The sequence below is a fragment of the Caulobacter sp. DWP3-1-3b2 genome, from assembly GCF_049896325.1.
Lineage (GTDB): Bacteria > Pseudomonadota > Alphaproteobacteria > Caulobacterales > Caulobacteraceae > Caulobacter.
Genome location: NZ_JAFCUB010000030.1, coordinates 1 through 17,949, shown reverse-complemented (window position 1 = coordinate 17,949; position 17,949 = coordinate 1). Strand labels below are relative to the sequence as shown.

Below are 17,949 nucleotides of genomic sequence, written 5' to 3'. Positions count from 1 at the left end.
CTAATCGAGCCGGATGATCCAGCGTCGACGCCCCGTACCCTTCGAACTTGGCCCCGTGCACTTCATCGGCATCGGCGGCATCGGCATGTCCGGCATCGCCGAGATCATGCTGCGCATCGGCTACACCGTGCAAGGCAGCGACGCCAAGGCCAGCGCCAATACCGAGCGGTTGGAAAAGCTGGGCGCGCGGATCTTCATCGGCCAGGACGCGGCCAATGTCGAAGGCGCGTCGGCCATCGTCTATTCCACGGCGATCAAGGCCGACAATGTCGAGATGGCCGCTGGCCGCGACAAGCGCCTGCCGCTGGTTCGCCGGGCCGAGATGCTGGCCGAGTTGATGCGGCTCCAGTTCTCCGTCGCCGTGGGCGGCACGCATGGCAAGACCACCACCACCTCGATGGTCGCGGCCCTGCTGGACGCCGGGGCTCTGGATCCGACCGTGGTCAATGGCGGGATCATCAACGCCTATGGCACCAACGCCAAGGTCGGCGAGGGCGACTGGATCGTGGTCGAGGCCGACGAGAGCGACGGGTCTTTCCTCAAGCTGAAGTCCACCGTGGCCATCGTCACCAATATCGACGCCGAGCACCTGGACCACTGGGGCACCTTCGACGCGGTCAAGAAGGGCTTCCAGGACTTCATCGAGAACATCCCGTTCTACGGCTTCGCGGCGGTCTGCACCGACCACCCTGAGGTCCAGGCCCTCACCGCCCGGATCGAGAACCGCCGGCTGGTGACCTATGGCGTCAACCCCCAGGCCGAGGTCCGGGTCAGCAATATCGAGATGGGTCCCGAGGGCTCGAAGTTCGATATCCTGGTGTCGCCGCTGGTCGGCGAGCCGGTAACCTATGAAGGTCTGAAGATGCCGATGGCCGGGCACCACAATGTGCTCAACGCCACCGCCGCCGTCGCCGTGGCCCGCGAGCTGGGCGTCAGCGGCGAGGACATCCGGGCTGGCCTGGCCAGCTTCGGCGGGGTGAAGCGTCGCTTCACCACCACGGGCGTCGCCAACGGCATCCGCGTGGTTGACGACTATGGCCACCACCCGGTCGAGATCGCCGCCGTGCTCAAGGCGGCCCGGGCGGTCACCGAGGGCAAGGTGATCGCGGTGGTCCAGCCGCACCGCTTCACCCGCCTGCGCGACCTGATGACCGAGTTCAGCTCGTGCTTCAACGACGCCGACACGGTGATCGTCGCCGACGTCTACACGGCCGGCGAAGCGCCCATCGAGGGCGTCGATCGCGACCACCTGGTCGAAGGCCTCAAGAAGTTCGGCCACCGCCGCGCCCTGCCGCTGGAAAGCCCCGCCGCCCTCCCGGCCCTGATCGCCGCCGAGGCGCAATCGGGTGACTTGGTGGTGCTGCTCGGGGCGGGGGATATCACGAGTTGGTCCTACGCCCTGCCGGGGCAGTTGGAAGCGCTGGCGACGTGAGGGCGGCGGGTCCCCTCCCTTCTCCCCTTGCGGGAGAAGGTGGCCGCCTAGCGGTCGGATGAGGGGTCGATGACCGCCACCACCGCGTACAGCCTCGCCGGACAGTCCGGCGCGACCCCTCATCCGTCGGCTTCGCCGACACCTTCTCCCGCAAGGGCAGAAGGAAAGGGCCTTCGATGACCTGGAAAACCCAACTCCCCGCCGTTCGCGGCAAGCTGCTGTTCGACGAGCCGCTGGGGCCGTTCACCTGGTTCCGGGTTGGCGGGCCGGCCGACGTGTTGTTCCTGCCGGCCGACGCCGACGATCTGCGCGACTTTCTCAGAGCCCTGCCGGAAGAGGTGCCTGTCCAGGCGCTGGGCGTCGGCTCCAACGTGATCATCCGCGACGGCGGCGTCGAGGGCGTGGTGATCCGCTGCGCCGGGCGGGCCTTTGGCGAGGTCACCGTCGACGTCGAGGAAAACCTGATCATCGCCGGTCCGGCGGCCTTGGACGCCTCAGTCGCCCGGGCGGCGGCCAAGGCGGGCCTGACGGGGCTGGAATTCTTCGTCGGCATCCCCGGCACGGTGGGCGGCGCCCTGACCATGAACGCCGGCTGCTATGGCCGCGAGACCAAGGACATCCTGGTCAGCGCTTGGGGCTATGACCGGACCGGCGAGATTCGGGTCTGGGACAATGCGGATTTCGGCTTCACCTATCGCCACACCCAGGTGCCGGCCAACAGCATGTTCTGGGTGCAGGCGATGTTCCGGGGCACGCCCGATGATCCGGCCGACGTGCGCGACCGCATGGCGGAAATTACCGCGCGCCGCGAGACCACCCAGCCGATCCGCGAGAAGACCGGCGGCTCGACGTTCAAGAACCCGCCCGGCCACTCGTCATGGAAGCTGGTCGACGAGGCCGGCTGGCGCGGCAAACGCTTTTCCGCGAGCGGGAAAGAGGGGGGCGGCGCGATGTTCAGCCCCCTGCACAGCAACTTCCTGATCAACACCGGCGAGGCCACGGCCGCCGACCTGGAAGGCCTGGGCGACACCGTCCGCGCCGACGTGCTGGCCAACACGGGCATCCAGCTGGACTGGGAAATCAAGCGAATCGGGCGGCCGGGGACTTAAAGGTCCTCCCCCTGTGGGGTAGGCGGCGCGAAGGCGCCGGTGGGGGGGAGTCATCCCACCTCACCAACACTCCCCCCTCCGTCGGCTGCGCCGACACCTCCCCCACAGGGGGAGGACTTTTTAGACTCCCCCTCAAACGTTACCGATAGTTCATCCGGTTGTTGCCTATTGCCGGCGCGGAGCGATGCTATGAACCCTCCAACGAGGGAGTTTCCATGCGCCTGTTCCGCACGCTGCTGACCGCCGCCGCCACGACCGCCCTGCTGGTCGGTTCCGTTCACGCCCAAGACGCCGTCACCGCTGAAAAGCTGCGCGACAAGGCCCTGTTGGACCGCACCGCCTGGGATATCACCGAGGACCTGACCACCACGATCGGTCCGCGCCTCGTCGGCTCGCCGGCCATGGCCCGGGCCAAGGACTGGAGCGTGGCCAAGTTCAAGGCGCTGGGTTTCACCAACGTCAAGGTCGAGGAGTTCGCCAAGCCGTCCTGGACGCGCGGCGAGGAGTCGGCGCAACTGGTCGCGCCCTATCCGATGAAGCTGAACATCGTCGGCCTGGGCCGCACGGTGGCGACTCCACCTGAAGGCCTCGAGGCCGAGGTGGCGTTGTTTCGCACCTATGATGAGATGATCGCCGCGCCGGAGGGGTCGCTGAAGGGCAAGATCGTCGTGATCACCCAGCCGATGGTCCGCGCCCAGGACGGCGCCGGTTACGGGGTCGCCGGGATCTCGCGCCGGGCCGGCCCGGTCGAGGCCGCCAAGCGCGGAGCCATCGCCCTCCTGATCCGCTCGATCTCGACCTCCGACTCCACCGTGCCCCACACCGGCGTCACCGCCTTTGGCGACGACGTGGTTTCGATCCCCTCGGCCGCCCTGGGCGTGCCGGAGGCCGAGCAACTGGAGCGTCTGGCCGCCAAGGGCGCGGTGCGCATCAAGCTGAAGCTGGCCTCGACCGTCGACCCAAAGGCGGTGGCCTGGAACATTTCGGGCGAGATCAGGGGCTCGCAGACCCCCGACGAGGTGATCGTCATCGGCGGCCACCTGGACAGCTGGGACGTTGGCACCGGGGCCCTGGACGACGCCACGGGCGTGGCCATCACCACGGCCGCCGCCAAGCTGATCGGCGACCTGCCCAAGCATCCCAAGCGCACCATCCGCGTGGTGATGTTCGGCTCGGAAGAGAGCGGCGGCTCGGCGGAAGCCTATGTCGACGCTCACAAGGCCGAGTTGCCCAAGATCGTCCTGGCCGGCGAGAGCGATACCGGCGCCGATCGGATCTACGCCCTGCAGATCCCCAAGGGTTCGTCCGGCCACCCGGCGATCAAGACCGCCGTCCGCGTGCTGACCCCGCTGAACATCTATCTCGACAGGCTTCCCTCGCCGCACGCCGGCTCGGACATCGAGGGCCTGGAGGCGGCCGGCGTGCCCGTGATCGGCCTCAAACAGGACGCCAGCCGCTACTTCGACTACCACCACACCATGGACGACACCCTCAACAAGGTCCGTCCGGGCGAACTGGCTCAGAATGTCGCGGCCTGGACCAGCTTCATCTACCTGATGGCCGACAGCGACATCGACTTCCGCGTGCTCAGCGCAGCGGCGCCGGCGGCGCCAAGCCATTGATCCAAGGCCGCCGAAGGTTCTCCTCACCCGTCAAGCGGGGGAGGTGGCGCGATGCGAATAGGCATCGTGACGGAGGGGGCGTCCTCCGGCGCCGCTGACGCCCCCTCCGTCACGTCGCTGCTAGCGACGCGCCACCTCCCGCGGCGCACGGGTGAGGAGAAGAAGGCCCGCGTCGGACTCTTCGCCCGTGGGTCATTCCCGCGACCAAGTGATGCACGGACGGGCGGCGAAATTTGATCGTCCACAGGTTTTATGACCCCGCCGCTATCTGACTGGAAAGCGCCTCTGATCACGCGTTTTTCACCCGAATTCCCCTTTGCGCGGGTTTCGCGCCCCGTCGCACCAAGCTTGACCGTACCACTCTTGGTTGCCAAGGTGTGACCCGAAGTGACTTCCGTTATGACGACATTAACGACCTTCTGGTGTTGTTAGGGGTCAATACGCACCCCGGCATGACACCCACTTCGCTCGCTCTTGAGCAGGCGGACCAGGTTGGCGTCGCGTTTGATTGTTTAGTGTTCTGGATCGTGGAGGACGCTTATGCCCGCTGTAGTGCGGGGGGGACCGCGCAAGCCAGCGCGCCCCCGGGCCGAAGCGCCCGCAAGTCCGAATAAGGCCAGGCCGGCCGCGCGCAAGCCCGCGCCGCCGGTCGGGAAGCTGCACGCCGCTCGGAGCGGCGTGGGGGTATCGCCGAAACTCGCCCTCGGCGTGGCCGGCGCAGCCCTAGTCATCGCCCTGATCGCCACCCTGGCCACGGGCCACCGTCTCGAGCGCCTCGGTCAGGCCTTTGGCCGCGGGGTCGACGGCGAGTTCGCCGACCTCGGCTTCAAGCTGAAGACCGTGCACATCGAAGGCGCTTCGCCGATGGCTAAGGCCGACATCCTGGCCGCCTCGGCGCTCTATCTCGACCAGCCGACCCTGGGTTTGGACCTGGCGGGCCTGAAGGCGCGCGTCGAGACCGTGGGCTGGGTCAAGTCGGCCAAGGTCGCGCGCCTGCTGCCCGACACCGTGACCATCACCGTCGAGGAGCGCCCGGCCCTGGCCGTGTGGCAGCACTCCGGGTCCATGCGGGTCATCGACGCCGAGGGCCGGATCATCCGCGAGGCCGACGCCGCGCGCTTCCCGCAACTTCCGCTGGTGGTGGGGCAGGGGGCCGACCAGGCCGCCGGCGCCATCCTGCCCGCCGTCAACGCCCGGCCGCGTCTGCGTGACCGTCTTGAGGCGCTGGTGCGCGTCGATGACCGTCGCTGGGACCTGCGGTTGAAAGATGGGTCGCTGATCCAGCTTCCAGCCATTGACGAAGAGTCCGCGCTGATTCAATTGGATCAGCTCGACCAAAGACAACGAATCCTCGATCTAGGCTTCGCGCGCATCGATTTGCGCGACCCCGAGATGGTGGCCGTGAGACCTCGCGACTCGGTGCTGCCTGGGCAGCCCGTGGCCGGCGGGGCGTAAAGTAAAAGATGGGCGTGAGGTGGCTTTAACGATGTCCCGACTGGATGACCGGAAACAGGCCCGCGAAGGCCTGAAGGCGACGCTCGTGCGCCAGCCGGCGGTCGCTGCCGTCGACCTGGGCGCGTCCAAGGTCACCTGCTTCATCATGAAGCCGGACGGTATTCACCGCGACAACCGCACCCTGACCACGGCCGGCGTTGGCTATGTGCAGTCGCGCGGCGTGCGGGGCGGGGCGATCGTCAATCTGGACGAGGCGGCCCAAGCCATCGCCCAGGCCGTCGAGCGGGCCGAGACCGTGGCCGGCGTCAATGTCCAGGGCGTCAGCGTCTGCACGGCCGGCGGCCAGCTGGCCAGCCACCGCGTCACCACCCAGGTGTCGCTGGGGGCCCGGCCAATCGCTGACGGCGACCTGTCGCGCGCCATTGCTTCGGCCCTGGCGCAGGTTCGCATTCCCGGCCGCAAGCCGATCCACCTGCTGCCGATCGCCTGGTCGGTCGATGGCCAGAAGGGCGTGCGCGATCCCCGCGCCATGTTCGGCCGCGCGCTGGGCCTGGAGCTGCTGGTCGTCTCGATCAACGAGAACGTCTTCCACACCCTGGCCCACTGCGTCGAGCGCGCCCACCTGTCCTTTGAGGGCGTGGTCGCCGCGCCCTTCGCCTCGGCCCTGGCGGCTCTGGAAGAGGACGAGATGGACCTCGGCGCCGTCTGCATCGATATGGGCGGCGGCTCGACCTCAGTCGCCGTGTTCAACCAGGGCGCCCTGTGCCACGTCGACAGCCTGGCGGTCGGCGGCGGACACGTCACCCAGGACATCGCGCGCGGCCTGCAGACCTCGGTCGCAGGCGCCGAGCGCATCAAGACCCTGCACGGCAGCGCCATCGCCTCGGCCAACGAGGACCGCGAGATGATCGAGGCCCCGCCGCGCGGCGATGACCCCGGCGCTGGTCCGGTAATCGCGCCCCGCTCCCTGCTCAAGGGCATTATCCAACCCCGCGTCGAGGAGACGCTGGAACTGCTGCGCGAGCGCCTCAAGGCCTCGGGCGCGCCGGTCGAGCCGGGCGCCGGCATCGTGCTGACGGGCGGCGCCAGCCAACTGGCTGGCGTGCGCGAAGTGGCCGTGCGGGTGTTCGATCGTCCCGTCCGGCTGGGCCGTCCGCGCCGGGTGCCGCACCTGGCCGACGCCGCGTCGGGTCCGGCCTTCTGCGCCGCCGCCGGCGTGCTGCACCGCTCGGCCTTCGGTCCGCGCGAGGTGGTCTCGCCCAAGGCCCTGGCCGGCGCGGCGATCCGCAAGCGCCCGATGGACCCCAACGCCAGCGCCGTCGCCAAGGCGGCCGCCTGGCTGCGGGATAATCTGTAACCCTTAAATCCCTTCATCCCGCCGAAGGTCGGGACCCAAGCGGCTGATCCGGACCGGCGCATGCGCACGGGACTTCCGTGACCTTTATGGCCCGCCCGGCTTGGGTCTCGACTTTTGTCGGGATAAAAAGATAGAGAGTCGAGCGGTTTCAAGCTTCACCGAGCCCCGTTCGCCCGAACACGGCGCGGGCGACTGTAAATTTTTGTGACGGCGTAAATTATTTCGTCTTGTGGATAACGTCCAAGAACAACCACCAAGTCTTACCGGACCTTAAGCATAAGCGTTTACGGTTTCGGCGTCTGAAACACCTAATGGCGTAGTTTCAACGCCTTCTGGAACCGGGTTTGGCAAGCTTTTCGGGTCAGCGTCGTTCCGTCGCATCGCCATTCGGAGCGTCCCCGAGCCCCCGCGAATCCCTTGTGATTCCTTGGGATAACTGGCCTTTTCCCGCGTGTTTGGGCTCGACCAAAGGCCGACTCACATTATGGAGTTAACCAGCGATTAAGGTTGCTGGTTGTTCTGTTAACCCGATCGTCGAGATCACTCCCAGCGTTTGATCTGTTCGGCTGTTGACGAATTCGGCGTTTAAGACGCGAGGCTCCCATGGCAATTTCTCTTTCCGCGCCGCGCACCACTGAACTGAAGCCACGGATCGTGGTGTTCGGCGTGGGTGGCGCAGGCGGCAATGCTGTCAACAACATGATCGAGGCGGGCCTCGAGGGTGTTGAGTTCGTGGTGGCCAACACCGACGCGCAGCAACTCCAGTTCGCCAAGACTGACCGTCGCATCCAGCTGGGCGTGCAAGTGACCCAGGGCCTGGGCGCCGGCGCTCACCCCGAGGTCGGCATGAGCGCCGCCGAGGAGAGCTTCCCGGAAATCGGCGAGCATCTCGATGGCGCCCACATGGTGTTCATCACCGCCGGCATGGGCGGCGGCACCGGCACCGGCGCCGCGCCGATCATCGCCAAGTGCGCCCGCGAACGCGGCATCCTCACGGTGGGCGTGGTCACCAAGCCCTTCCACTTCGAAGGCCGTCACCGCATGCGTCTGGCCGACGCCGGCATCGGTGAGCTGCAACGCTATGTCGACACCCTGATCGTCATTCCGAACCAGAACCTGTTCCGCGTCGCCAACGAGCGCACCACCTTCGCCGAAGCCTTCGGCATGGCCGACCAGGTGCTGCATTCGGGCGTTCGTTCGATCACCGACCTGATGGTGCTGCCGGGCCTGATCAATCTCGACTTCGCCGACGTCCGCACGGTGATGACCGAGATGGGCAAGGCGATGATGGGCACCGGTGAGGGCACAGGCGAAGACCGCGCCCTGATGGCCGCCCAGAACGCCATCGCCAACCCGCTGCTGGACGAGGTTTCGCTGAAGGGCGCCAAGGCCGTTCTGGTCAACGTGACCGGCGGCATGGACATGACCCTGCTGGAAGTCGACGAAGCGGCGAACGCGATCTCGGATCAGGTCGACCCGGAAGCCAACATCATCTTCGGCGCCGCCTTCGACCCGTCGCTGGACGGCGTGATCCGCGTGTCGGTGGTCGCCACCGGCATGGACGGCGCCTCCATCGCCCAGATCGAGCCCAAGCCGGTCTCGCGCAACATCACGGCCCCGCCGTTGGTGGTGGAGACCGCGCGTCAGTCCGCTCCGGCCCCCGCGACCGCCGAGCCCACCCGCCCAGGCATGCGCTACGAGCCGCGCCCGATGGAGCGTCAGGCCGCCGCCCAGACCGCGTCCTACGCGCCGGAACCGGCCTATGAAGAGCCCGCGCCGATCGTCGAGGCCCAGAAAGACCTGCGCTTCGAAGAGCCGGTGATGGAAGAGCCCCGCGTCGCCGCCCCGGCCCCGCGCGTCACCCGCATCGTCGACCCGATGGTCGCCGAGGCCGGCGACGAGCCGCTCTACAGCGAAACCTATGACGACCGCCGGGCTCAAAAATCGAGCGGCTGGATGAGCCTGTTTGGCGGCGGTCGCCAGCAGCGTTACGAACCCCCGGCCGCCCCGGCGCCGCGCGCGACCGGCTCGGCCCGGCCCGCCCTGCAGCCTCTCGACCAGCCGCAAGCGGAAGCGGGCGAGGATCTGGAGATCCCGTCGTTCCTGCGCCGTTTGGCCAACTAGGCCCACGAAAGTAAGCGTAACAGTAAGCGTAAAACGAAACCCCCGGGGCGCGAGCTCCGGGGGTTTTGCTTTGGGTCACGGATGCTGATGGGGACAGGCGCATGCGCCTGGCCCCCTTCGCCGTTCTAGTGGGTCTTGGCGGCCGCGTCGGCGGCGGCGTTGGTCTTGCGCTCCGCGGCGCCCACGGCGTCGGAAGCGTTGTCGGCGGCATGGTCGGCGGCCGCGGCGGTGCTGTCGGCGGCCTTGTGGGTGGCGGCGGCGGTGTTGGCGGCGGCCGTGCTGGCGTTGTTGGCGGTGTCCTGGGCGGCCGAGGCGGTGGCCTTGCCGGCCTGGTCGGCGGCGGCGGCGGTGTGGTCCTCGGTCTTCTGCGAGCAGGCCATCAACGACAGGGCGGCGAGCGAGGTCGTGAGGATGAGAGCAAGACGCATGGGGGTGTTCTCCGTGGCGGCGGGATGTGTTTTTCCATCCTCGCGGTGTCCAAGGCTCGGATTGGCGCTTGGGGGGTCAAGGCGATGGCCTCCAGATCCAAACGCACGGCTTGGCTTTAAGCTCCAGCGCGACGGGCGAGGGGTGCGCAAGGCGGGCAAAGCACGCTAGCCTGCCACAATCTGCCAAACCGCCGACGGATCCGGTCACGATGAAGCTCACCCGCGCCGATCGCAAGATCCTGGAGATCCTCCAGCAGGACAGCTCGGTCACCAATGTCGAGTTGGCCGAACGGGTCGGCCTGTCGCCCAGCCCCTGCCTGCGGCGGGTCAAGCAACTGGAGGCCTCGGGCTTGATTGCCGGCTACGTCGCCCTCCTAGACCGCCGCAAGGCGCGGCTCGACCTGCTGGCCTATGTCGAGGTCCAGGTCGATCGCCACAGCGAAACCGCCGCCGAGGCCTTCGCCGAGGCCGTGCGCCGAGAGCCGATGGTGGTCGGCTGCCACGCCATGACCGGCGGCTACGACTACCTGCTGCGGGTGGTGGCGCCCAACCTCGACGCCTATGCCGAGTTCACCATGAAGCGCCTGCTGAAGATGCCGGCCGTCAAGGACATCCGGTCCAGCTTTGTGCTGGAGACGATCAAGGACGCAACGGCCTTGCCGCTGGATTATGTGGAGTAGGGGGACCGAAAGGCCGCAGGGATACAGGCTATTTCTTAGCGACCTCTAGCGTAAATTTTGTATTATAGTGACTAAAAGTCACGAGATTCTTGACTAGGAGTGACTCGGAAATGCCAATTTCGTCATAAAGCAAATAGGAATAAGTAGTGGCGGTCTTTCCGTCAGCCGACATTATGATGTGAACGGGGCTTTCCTCAGCATTCGTAGCAACCGTGACTTTCTTGCAATCTTCCACTGAGCCTGAACAATCCCAAAGACCTACAAATTCCGTAGTTGTGCAAGAGTTGTGATTATCGCAGTCAGTCATAACAATCATTATTGTATTGCCGTCTGAAGATGTTGTTATGAGGGGGTCTCCATCGTCCGTTTTACTCGAAATTGCCTTATAGCCACCATTCTGCAACGCGAGAACTATACTCTGCGGATTGATTGACGTGACGTTGGCGGCATTCGCCATTCCCGCGACACCGAAAATTACTGCCGAAGCCACCGAAGCGAGTAGTTTTCCGTGCATCGGAAATCCCAAGTCTGTGATGGGTTTGATGGACGAGCGGTTCGAGGCTGTCCCTTGTTGCAACATTGCACGGGCCACGTCTTCGCCGCAACGGCTCAGATTGGCGCCGTTGCCGGGACTTACGCTTTAAGGCGCGGCCTCGCCGTTGCGGGCGGATGGGGAGGGGGTGCGGAGATCAACGGGATATCACACCCACTTGCCCCCGCCTGACGGCTTCGCCGTCTGTCGCGGTGAGGGCGCGGAGCCTCGCGCCACGGCGCCAGCGCCGGTTCTTGAGCTCTTCCTCCTATGGGGGAAGACGATCGCGAAAGGATCCGTAGGGGGCAAATGCGTGAGCCACGTGCCCGTCTAAGTTGCCCGCTCGATCGCCGGAATGGAGAGAATAATTGGCATGGCGTGACCAAGTAGACCAGGAAACGGGTCACAATCGCCACCTTCTGCTTTCGCCGCCGCGCTATCCTGACCAATGCATCAAGGAGCACGGCTATGCTGGTTGTCGATCAAAAGTCCCCGGCCCCCGCCGTCTCCTCGCCCGTGCGTCCCGCCCTGGAAGGCGTCGTCGCCTACAAGGCCGGCATGACCCTGGCCGAAGCGGCCCGCCGCGCCGGCCGCACCGACCTGTCCAAGCTGGCCAGCAATGAGAACCTGCTGGGCTGCAGCCCCAAGGTCGCCGACGCCGTGCAAGCCGCCCTGGCCAGCCCCGAGATCTATCCGGATCCCTATTGCGAGACCCTGCGCGCCGCGATCGGCCAGCGCCTGGCGATCGACGCCGGCCGGATCGTCGTCACCCCGGGCTCTGAAGCCCTGATCGACTACCTGTTCCGCGCCGTGCTGCACCCCGGCGACAGCATCCTGCTGAGCGCGCCCACCTTCCCGGCCTATGGAATCTTCGGGGCCTGCGCCGAGGCCAGCTTCATCGACGTGCCGCGCCTCGAAAGCTTCGACCTCGACGTCGAGGCCTTCAAGCTCGAGGCCGCCAAGGGTCCCAAGCTGATGGTGCTGTGCACCCCCAACAACCCGACCGGCAACGCGATGAGCGGCGTCGACATGGCCGAGATCCTGGCCGTCACCCCGCGCTCGACCGTGGTGTTCGTCGACGAGGCCTATCGCGAGTATCACGCCGCCTTCGACACCCTGGCCCTGCTGAAGGCCTGGGGCGGGACCTGGGTCTCGGGCCGCACCTTCTCCAAGGCCTATGGCCTGGCCGGCCTGCGCGTCGGCTACGGCATCTGCTCGTCGGTGGCGCTGGTCGGATACCTCGATCGCATCCGCCCGCCGTTCAACGTCGCCGCCATCAGCCAGGCCGCCGCCCTGGCCGCCTGGGACGACCAGGAGCACCTGTGCCGCACCGTCGCCCTGACGATCGCCGAGCGTGGCCGCGTGGAGGCCGTGCTGGACGCCATGGCCGTGCAGCGCACACGGAGCGCGGCCAATTTCGTGTTCCTGCGCAGCCCGGCCGGCGCCGAAGCGACCGCCATGCGTTTGCTTCGGGAAGGGCTTATCGTGCGGCCCACGCCCGTGCCCGGCGGCTGGGTGCGGATGACCATCGGCCGCCCCGCCGACAACGACCGCCTGATCGCCGCCCTGCCGGCCGCCCTTGCGCTCTGACTCCGGAGACAACGCCATGACCATGACCGCTGAAAACCCGCCCCAAAACCCATTGGGCCTCGACGGCTTCGCCTTCGTCGAGTTCACCAGCCCCGAGCCGGCCGCCATGAAGGCGCTGTTCGAGCAACTGGGTTTCGTGCCCGCCTCGACCCATCCGACCAAGGCCGTGACCCGCTACAAGCAAGGCAGGATAAGCCTGCTGGTCAATGACGAGCCGGCCGGCCAGGTCGCCGCGTTCCGCGCGGCGCACGGCCCTTCGGCCAACGGCATGGCGTTCGGCGTCGCCGACGTGGAAGCCGCCTATGCCGAGGCCCTGAAGCGCGGGGCCGTCGCGGCCGACGCCTCGGCGACCGTGCTGGGCGAGGGCGCGCGGGTGCTGGAAGGCATCGGCGGCTCGATGCTCTATCTGGTCGAAGGCCCAGGCGCGGTGTTCGCGAGCTGGGACGCCGTGCCCGGCGCTGCGGAAGCGGAAGCGGCCAACAATGTCGGCCTCGACCTGCTCGACCACCTGACTCACAACGTCAAGCGCGGCCAGATGCGCACCTGGTCGACCTTCTATCGCGAGGTCTTCGGCTTCGAGGAGCAGAAGTATTTCGACATCAAGGGCCAGGCCACCGGCCTGTTCAGCCAGGCGATGATCGCGCCCGACAAGGCCATCCGCATCCCGCTCAACGAGAGCCAGGACGACCACAGCCAGATCGAGGAATTCCTGCGCCAGTACAAGGGCGAGGGCATCCAGCACCTGGCCCTGACCACGGACGACATTTTCGACACTGTCGAGAAGCTGCGGGCCCGGGGCGTCAAGCTGCAGGACACCATCGAGACCTATTACGAGCTGGTCGACAAGCGCGTGCCGGGCCATGGCGAGGATCTGGAACGCCTGCGCAAGAACCGTATCCTGCTGGACGGCAATGTCGGCGAGGAAGGCCTGCTGCTGCAGATCTTCACCGAGAACCTGTTTGGGCCGATCTTCTTCGAGATCATCCAGCGCAAGGGCAATCAGGGCTTCGGCAACGGCAATTTCCAGGCCCTGTTCGAGAGCATCGAGCTGGACCAGATTCGGCGTGGGGTGATTACCGTCGAGGCTTGAGGGCTTTTCGAGCGGGGCGGAAGGGCTCTATCTTCTTCCCTTCATCCCGGCGAAAGCCGGGACCCAGGTGAAGCCCACGAGCCGCCCAGGGTGAATCTGGGTCCCGGCCTTCGCCGGGAAGACGGAGGTGGGAGAATGCGCATGAGATCCCGATCCACATGACCGACGCTCTCCATTACCAATCCGGCTTCGGCAACCACTTCTCCACCGAGGCCGTGCCTGGCACGCTGCCAATCGGTCAGAACTCGCCGCAACGGCCGCCCTATGGCCTCTATGCCGAGCAGCTGTCGGGCACGGCCTTTACCGCGCCGCGTCATGAAAACCGCCGCAGCTGGCTCTATCGCCTGCGGCCCAGCGCCGGCCATGGTCCCTATGCGCCCTACGTCCAGGATCGCCTGAAGAGCGGCCCGTTCGATGTCGCCGAGCCGACCCCCAACCGCCTGCGCTGGGACCCGCTCGACATTCCCGCCGAGCCGACGGACTTCGTGGACGGCCTGACAACCCTGGCCGGCAACGGCGACGTGGCGACCCAAGCCGGCATGGCCGCGCACCTGTATCTCGCCAACACGTCGATGACCGACCGGGTGTTCCAGAACGCCGACGGCGAGCTGTTGATCGTGCCCCAGCAGGGCGCGGTGCGCCTGGTTACCGAGCTGGGCCTGATCGACGCCGCGCCGGGCGAGATCGTGGTCATCCCGCGCGGCGTCCGCTTCCGCGTCGAGGTCGATGGGTCCGTGCGCGGTTATGTCTGCGAGAACTACGGCCCGATGTTCCGCCTGCCGGAGCTGGGTGCGATCGGCTCCAATGGCCTGGCCAACAGCCGCGACTTCCTTACGCCTGTCGCCGCCTTCGAGGACGTCGATCGTCCCACCCATGTGATCCAGAAGTTCCAGGGCGGGCTGTGGGCAGGAACCTGGGACCACAGCCCGCTGGACGTGGTGGCCTGGCACGGCAATCTGGCGCCCTACAAGTACGACCTGGCGCGGTTCAACACGATCAACACGGTCAGTTTCGACCACCCCGACCCGTCGATCTTCACCGTGCTGACCGCGCCCAGCGAGATCCCCGGCACGGCCAATGTGGACTTCGTGATCTTCCCGCCGCGCTGGATGGTGGCCGAGCACACCTTCCGCCCGCCCTGGTTCCACCGAAACGTGATGAGCGAGTTCATGGGCCTGGTCACCGGCGCCTATGACGCCAAGGCTGGCGGCTTCAGCCCCGGCGGGGCGTCCCTGCACAACATGATGAGCGATCACGGCCCCGACGTGGCCAGCCATGCGGGCGCGACGGCGGCGGATTTGAAGCCGCACAGGATCGACGGGACCATGGCCTTCATGTTCGAAAGCCGCTGGGTGATCCGCCCCACGAAGTTCGCGCTGGAGACTTGCGCGCTTCAGGCCGACTATGACGCCTGCTGGATGGGCTTTCCCAAAGCCGTCCTGCCCTAACAAGAAAATGAAGAGGAAGCGCCCATGAAGCTCGCGTCCCTGAAGGGCGGCCGTGACGGCCGGCTGGTGGTGGTCTCCAACGACCTGGCCTGGTTCACCGACGCCGGAACGATCGCGCCGACCCTGCAAGCCGCGCTCGATGACTGGGAGCGCTGCGAGCCCATGCTCAAGGCCCTGGCCCTGAGCGTCGAGGATGGCGGCGTGCCGCTGGAGCGGTTCCATGAGCATGACGCCGCCAGCCCCTTGCCGCGCGCCTATCAGTGGGTGGACGGCTCGGCCTATGTGAACCACGTCCAACTGGTGCGGCAGGCGCGGGGCGCCGAAATGCCCGAGACCTTCTGGACCGATCCGCTGATGTACCAGGGGGCCTCCGACGGGTTTCTCGGTCCGCGTGACACCATCCCGCTGGCCGACGCCGCCTGGGGCTGCGACCTGGAGGGCGAGGTGGCGGTGATCGTCGGCGACGTGCCGCTGGGCGCGACCCGCGAGGAGGCCCTGGCCGCCATCACCCTGGTCATGCTCTGCAACGACGTCTCCCTGCGCAACCTGATCCCTGGCGAACTGGCCAAGGGCTTTGGCTTCGTCCAGTCCAAGCCCGCCAGCGCCTTCTCGCCAGTCGCCGTCTCGGTTGACGCCCTGGGCGAGGCCTGGAAGGACGGCAAGCTGCACGGCGCCTTGCTGGTCACCCTAAACGGCAAGGACTTCGGCAAGGCTGACGCCGGCGTCGACATGACCTTCGATTTCGCGACCCTGGTGACCCACGCCGCCAAGACCCGCGGCCTGGCGGCGGGCACTATCGTCGGCTCGGGCACGGTCAGCAATCGCGGCGCAGACGGTGGCCCCGGCAAGCCGATCGCCGAGGGGGGGCTGGGCTATTCGTGCCTGGCCGAGCTGCGCACGGTCGAGACCATCCTGGGCGGCGCGGCCAAGACGTCCTTCCTTCTGGGCGAGGACATGGTCCGCATCGAGATGCGTGACGCCAAGGGCCACTCGATCTTCGGCGCCATCGAACAGACGGTCGAGCGCGTTTGAGCCAAGAGACCGCGCCGGACGCCAGGGCTGGCGGTCGGGTGTGGACGACGCCGGCCGGGGTGAAGCTCGGCCCGCTCGACCAGATCGCCGACCCGGGCGCGCGGAACTATGTCCTGCAGATCGGCGACAAGCGCTTCCACGGCTTCGTGGTGCGCCGGGGCGGGGCGGCGTTTGGTTATGTCGACCGCTGCCCGCACGCCGGCCTGCCCCTGGCCCAGGTGCTGGACCGCTATCTGACCGACGACGGCGGCCTGATCGCCTGCTCCTGGCACGGGGCGCTGTTCGAGGTCGAGACCGGGGCCTGCGTCGGCGGACCCTGCGTCGGGGCGCGGCTGTCACCTTGGCCGGTGGTGGTCGAGGACGGGCGGGTCGTGACGGGGTAGCTTCCAAGCCTGTCATCCCGGACAAGCCCGCAGGGCCGCTGATCCGGGACCGCCGGAAGCCCCTGCGTTCACGCGTCGGCCCCGGATCCGCGCGCTGCCCGCTTGTCCGGGATGGCAACATTTATAAGTTCTGCACCAAACCCCCACGCTCCCTCCGCCCGCCCTGGAAACCCCCGGCATCGGGGGACGACACGACCGCTTCAGTTTGGTGACACGCGTCATCAAGGAGCGATGAGATGGCCTACGACCAGATGCAGGTGCGCGACTACGCGGTGGTGATCCATGCGGGCAATGACGCCTGGACCTGGCAGGTGATGGATTTCGACGCCGGGGTCGCCGCCAGCGGCCTGGCGCCGGATCGCGAGAGCGCCTGGCGCAGCGGTCTGTTCGCGGCCGGGGCGGTGGGCGCCTTGGCGCGTCTCGGCCGCCGCGCCTAGAGCATTTCCCGACCTGACTGCGTCAGGCCGTGAGCTCTAATCTTCTGTTTTGACGCAATTTTCTTCACGCGAACCGCAACCACTTCGCTCGAAAAATGCTCTAGCGCCCAAAGAAAAGGCCGCCTTCGCAGGAGAGCGGAAGACGGCCCAAAGTGGCATAGGAGGAAACGCCCAGAAGGGCTGGGACTTCTGTAGCGCATTCTTTTGGCTGTGACAACGTTGTCATAAAAGAATTTCGCCAAGGGCGCCATTGTCGCGGCTTCAAGCTTGGAGGCGACCGTTCGAGCGGCCAAGCTGGCCCGCGCCAAAGGAGCGATCCGCTTTGAGTCTGAACCTGCGTCTCGCCGTCCCCGAGGACCTGCCCGCCTTGCGCGATCTGATGAACGCGGCGATCGGTGAACTGCTGGCCCCTTTTTTGACCCCAGATGGCGTGGCCGCCTCGTTCGAGGTCATGGGGCTGGACAGCCAACTCGTGGCCGATGGCACCTATTTCGTAGTCGAGGATGACGGGGTGCTCGCCGGCTGCGGTGGCTGGAGCCGGCGCGCCACCCTGTTCGGCGGCGATCATTCGGCGGGGCGTGACGCCGCGCTGCTGGATCCGGCCCGGGACGCGGCCAGGGTGAGGGCGATGTACACCCACCCCGATCACGTGCGGAAGGGCGTCGGCCGATTGATTCTGGAAGCCTGCGAAGGCGCGGCGGCGGGGGAGGGGTTCTCGCGCTGCGAACTGGCGGCGACCCTGGCCGGCGAGCCGCTATACCGGGCCTGCGGGTACCAGGAGATCGAGCGCTTCGCCGCGCCAACCTCCAGCGGGGTCGAGGTGCCCTTGGTGCGGATGGGCAAGACGCTGACGCCTATCGGGCGCGCATAGAAAAAGGGCGGGTCCGAAGACCCGCCCTTTCCTTACGCTTACGCGGTACGCTGAACTTAGCGGAACAGGCTCAGGATCGACGAGGACGACTGGTTGGCGATAGACAGAGCTTGCACGCCCAACTGCTGCTTGGTTTGCAGCGACTGCAGCTTGGCGCTTTCCTTGGCCAGGTCGGCGTCCACCAAGTTGCCGACGCCGGCGTCCAGGCTGTCTTGCAGCTTGCCGACGAAGGTCAGGTGAGTGTCGAGGCCGGTGGAGCTGGTGCCCAAGGAGGCCAGCTTGTTGGCCGCGGTGCCCAGGGCGTTGGTGACCGTAGCGATCATGGTCTTGGCGGCCGCGGCGGTGGTGAAGGTCGACGT

At 66.9% G+C, this 17,949-nt stretch carries 17 protein-coding genes and 1 pseudogene; 15 read left to right on the top strand and 3 right to left on the bottom strand.

Translation table 11 applies throughout. The features are described from left to right. Positions 1-13: 13 nt before the first annotated feature. From murC to ftsZ, 7 genes and pseudogenes are all read left to right on the top strand, one after another. A complete protein-coding gene (gene murC / locus ACP7AG_RS16420) occupies positions 14-1,432 on the top strand; it encodes a UDP-N-acetylmuramate--L-alanine ligase (RefSeq protein ID WP_426032110.1) in 1,419 nt (472 codons plus the stop codon). Positions 1,433-1,608: 176 nt separating this feature from the next. Continuing rightward, positions 1,609-2,541: a UDP-N-acetylmuramate dehydrogenase gene (gene murB, locus ACP7AG_RS16415; RefSeq protein ID WP_426032108.1), complete on the top strand. Its 933-nt coding sequence runs from the start codon at positions 1,609-1,611 to the stop codon at positions 2,539-2,541. Positions 2,542-2,756: 215 nt separating this feature from the next. Beyond that, the gene (locus ACP7AG_RS16410) at positions 2,757-4,163 is read left to right on the top strand and encodes a M20/M25/M40 family metallo-hydrolase (protein ID WP_426032106.1); all 1,407 of its coding nucleotides are present in this window, start codon (positions 2,757-2,759) and stop codon (positions 4,161-4,163) included. Positions 4,164-4,516: 353 nt separating this feature from the next. Further along, positions 4,517-4,777 (top strand): annotated as a pseudogene (locus tag ACP7AG_RS16405) (D-alanine--D-alanine ligase); the annotation flags it as partial. Continuing rightward, complete coding sequence (locus ACP7AG_RS16400; RefSeq protein WP_426032104.1) at positions 4,704-5,618, top strand: cell division protein FtsQ/DivIB; 915 nt, start codon at positions 4,704-4,706, stop codon at positions 5,616-5,618. The pseudogene ACP7AG_RS16405 and the gene ACP7AG_RS16400, both read left to right, overlap by 74 nt. Before the next feature lie 31 nt (positions 5,619-5,649). Then, a complete protein-coding gene (ftsA, locus tag ACP7AG_RS16395) occupies positions 5,650-6,975 on the top strand; it encodes a cell division protein FtsA (protein WP_426014167.1) in 1,326 nt (441 codons plus the stop codon). A gap of 603 nt (positions 6,976-7,578) precedes the next feature. Beyond that, positions 7,579-9,099, top strand: coding sequence for a cell division protein FtsZ (gene ftsZ, locus ACP7AG_RS16390; RefSeq protein ID WP_426032102.1), 1,521 nt, complete (start codon positions 7,579-7,581; stop codon positions 9,097-9,099). A gap of 125 nt (positions 9,100-9,224) precedes the next feature. Here ftsZ and ACP7AG_RS16385 read toward each other — a convergent pair whose 3' ends face one another. Beyond that, positions 9,225-9,527: a hypothetical protein gene (locus ACP7AG_RS16385; protein WP_426014163.1), complete on the bottom strand. Its 303-nt coding sequence runs from the start codon at positions 9,525-9,527 to the stop codon at positions 9,225-9,227. A gap of 209 nt (positions 9,528-9,736) precedes the next feature. Here ACP7AG_RS16385 and ACP7AG_RS16380 point away from each other — a divergent pair, with 209 nt between their 5' ends. Next, positions 9,737-10,207 carry an Lrp/AsnC family transcriptional regulator gene (locus ACP7AG_RS16380; RefSeq protein WP_426014161.1) on the top strand — a complete coding sequence of 157 codons (471 nt, stop codon included), beginning with the start codon at positions 9,737-9,739 and terminating at the stop codon, positions 10,205-10,207. 28 nt (positions 10,208-10,235) lie between these two features. Here the strand turns inward: ACP7AG_RS16380 and ACP7AG_RS16375 are convergent, their stop codons facing one another. Next, positions 10,236-10,799 carry a hypothetical protein gene (locus ACP7AG_RS16375; protein WP_426032100.1) on the bottom strand — a complete coding sequence of 188 codons (564 nt, stop codon included), beginning with the start codon at positions 10,797-10,799 and terminating at the stop codon, positions 10,236-10,238. 408 nt (positions 10,800-11,207) lie between these two features. On the opposite strand from ACP7AG_RS16375, the gene ACP7AG_RS16370 reads away from it, so the two are divergent. The 7 genes from ACP7AG_RS16370 to ACP7AG_RS16340 all read left to right on the top strand — a co-directional run bounded on the left by ACP7AG_RS16370 (position 11,208) and on the right by ACP7AG_RS16340 (position 17,590). Beyond that, a complete protein-coding gene (locus ACP7AG_RS16370) occupies positions 11,208-12,329 on the top strand; it encodes a pyridoxal phosphate-dependent aminotransferase (protein WP_426032098.1) in 1,122 nt (373 codons plus the stop codon). Between the two features lie 22 nt (positions 12,330-12,351). Continuing rightward, complete coding sequence (hppD, locus tag ACP7AG_RS16365; RefSeq protein ID WP_426013262.1) at positions 12,352-13,419, top strand: 4-hydroxyphenylpyruvate dioxygenase; 1,068 nt, start codon at positions 12,352-12,354, stop codon at positions 13,417-13,419. 158 nt (positions 13,420-13,577) lie between these two features. Then, positions 13,578-14,867, top strand: coding sequence for a homogentisate 1,2-dioxygenase (hmgA, locus tag ACP7AG_RS16360; RefSeq protein ID WP_426032096.1), 1,290 nt, complete (start codon positions 13,578-13,580; stop codon positions 14,865-14,867). 24 nt (positions 14,868-14,891) lie between these two features. After that, the gene (locus ACP7AG_RS16355; protein WP_426032094.1) at positions 14,892-15,899 is read left to right on the top strand and encodes a fumarylacetoacetate hydrolase family protein; all 1,008 of its coding nucleotides are present in this window, start codon (positions 14,892-14,894) and stop codon (positions 15,897-15,899) included. Further along, complete coding sequence (locus tag ACP7AG_RS16350; RefSeq protein ID WP_426032092.1) at positions 15,896-16,282, top strand: Rieske (2Fe-2S) protein; 387 nt, start codon at positions 15,896-15,898, stop codon at positions 16,280-16,282. Before ACP7AG_RS16355 ends, ACP7AG_RS16350 begins: the two co-directional genes overlap by 4 nt. Before the next feature lie 236 nt (positions 16,283-16,518). Next, positions 16,519-16,719: a hypothetical protein gene (locus ACP7AG_RS16345; protein ID WP_426032090.1), complete on the top strand. Its 201-nt coding sequence runs from the start codon at positions 16,519-16,521 to the stop codon at positions 16,717-16,719. Between the two features lie 322 nt (positions 16,720-17,041). Then, the gene (locus ACP7AG_RS16340; protein ID WP_426012928.1) at positions 17,042-17,590 is read left to right on the top strand and encodes a GNAT family N-acetyltransferase; all 549 of its coding nucleotides are present in this window, start codon (positions 17,042-17,044) and stop codon (positions 17,588-17,590) included. A 56-nt stretch (positions 17,591-17,646) separates the two neighbouring features. Here the strand turns inward: ACP7AG_RS16340 and ACP7AG_RS16335 are convergent. After that, a partial coding sequence (locus ACP7AG_RS16335) for a flagellin (protein ID WP_426032088.1) occupies positions 17,647-17,949 on the bottom strand: 303 nt, incomplete at its 5' end.

What these genes read in the sequence shown, in the direction of transcription:
- murC (WP_426032110.1), top strand. Translation starts at nt 14, where the DNA reads ATGATCCAGCGTCGACGCCCCGTACCCTTCGAACTTGGCCCCGTGCAC.
- murB (WP_426032108.1), top strand. Translation starts at nt 1,609, where the DNA reads ATGACCTGGAAAACCCAACTCCCCGCCGTTCGCGGCAAGCTGCTGTTC.
- ACP7AG_RS16410 (WP_426032106.1), top strand. Translation starts at nt 2,757, where the DNA reads ATGCGCCTGTTCCGCACGCTGCTGACCGCCGCCGCCACGACCGCCCTG.
- ACP7AG_RS16400 (WP_426032104.1), top strand. Translation starts at nt 4,704, where the DNA reads ATGCCCGCTGTAGTGCGGGGGGGACCGCGCAAGCCAGCGCGCCCCCGG.
- ftsA (WP_426014167.1), top strand. Translation starts at nt 5,650, where the DNA reads ATGTCCCGACTGGATGACCGGAAACAGGCCCGCGAAGGCCTGAAGGCG.
- ftsZ (WP_426032102.1), top strand. Translation starts at nt 7,579, where the DNA reads ATGGCAATTTCTCTTTCCGCGCCGCGCACCACTGAACTGAAGCCACGG.
- ACP7AG_RS16385 (WP_426014163.1), bottom strand. Translation starts at nt 9,527, where the DNA reads ATGCGTCTTGCTCTCATCCTCACGACCTCGCTCGCCGCCCTGTCGTTG.
- ACP7AG_RS16380 (WP_426014161.1), top strand. Translation starts at nt 9,737, where the DNA reads ATGAAGCTCACCCGCGCCGATCGCAAGATCCTGGAGATCCTCCAGCAG.
- ACP7AG_RS16370 (WP_426032098.1), top strand. Translation starts at nt 11,208, where the DNA reads ATGCTGGTTGTCGATCAAAAGTCCCCGGCCCCCGCCGTCTCCTCGCCC.
- hppD (WP_426013262.1), top strand. Translation starts at nt 12,352, where the DNA reads ATGACCGCTGAAAACCCGCCCCAAAACCCATTGGGCCTCGACGGCTTC.
- hmgA (WP_426032096.1), top strand. Translation starts at nt 13,578, where the DNA reads ATGACCGACGCTCTCCATTACCAATCCGGCTTCGGCAACCACTTCTCC.
- ACP7AG_RS16355 (WP_426032094.1), top strand. Translation starts at nt 14,892, where the DNA reads ATGAAGCTCGCGTCCCTGAAGGGCGGCCGTGACGGCCGGCTGGTGGTG.
- ACP7AG_RS16345 (WP_426032090.1), top strand. Translation starts at nt 16,519, where the DNA reads ATGGCCTACGACCAGATGCAGGTGCGCGACTACGCGGTGGTGATCCAT.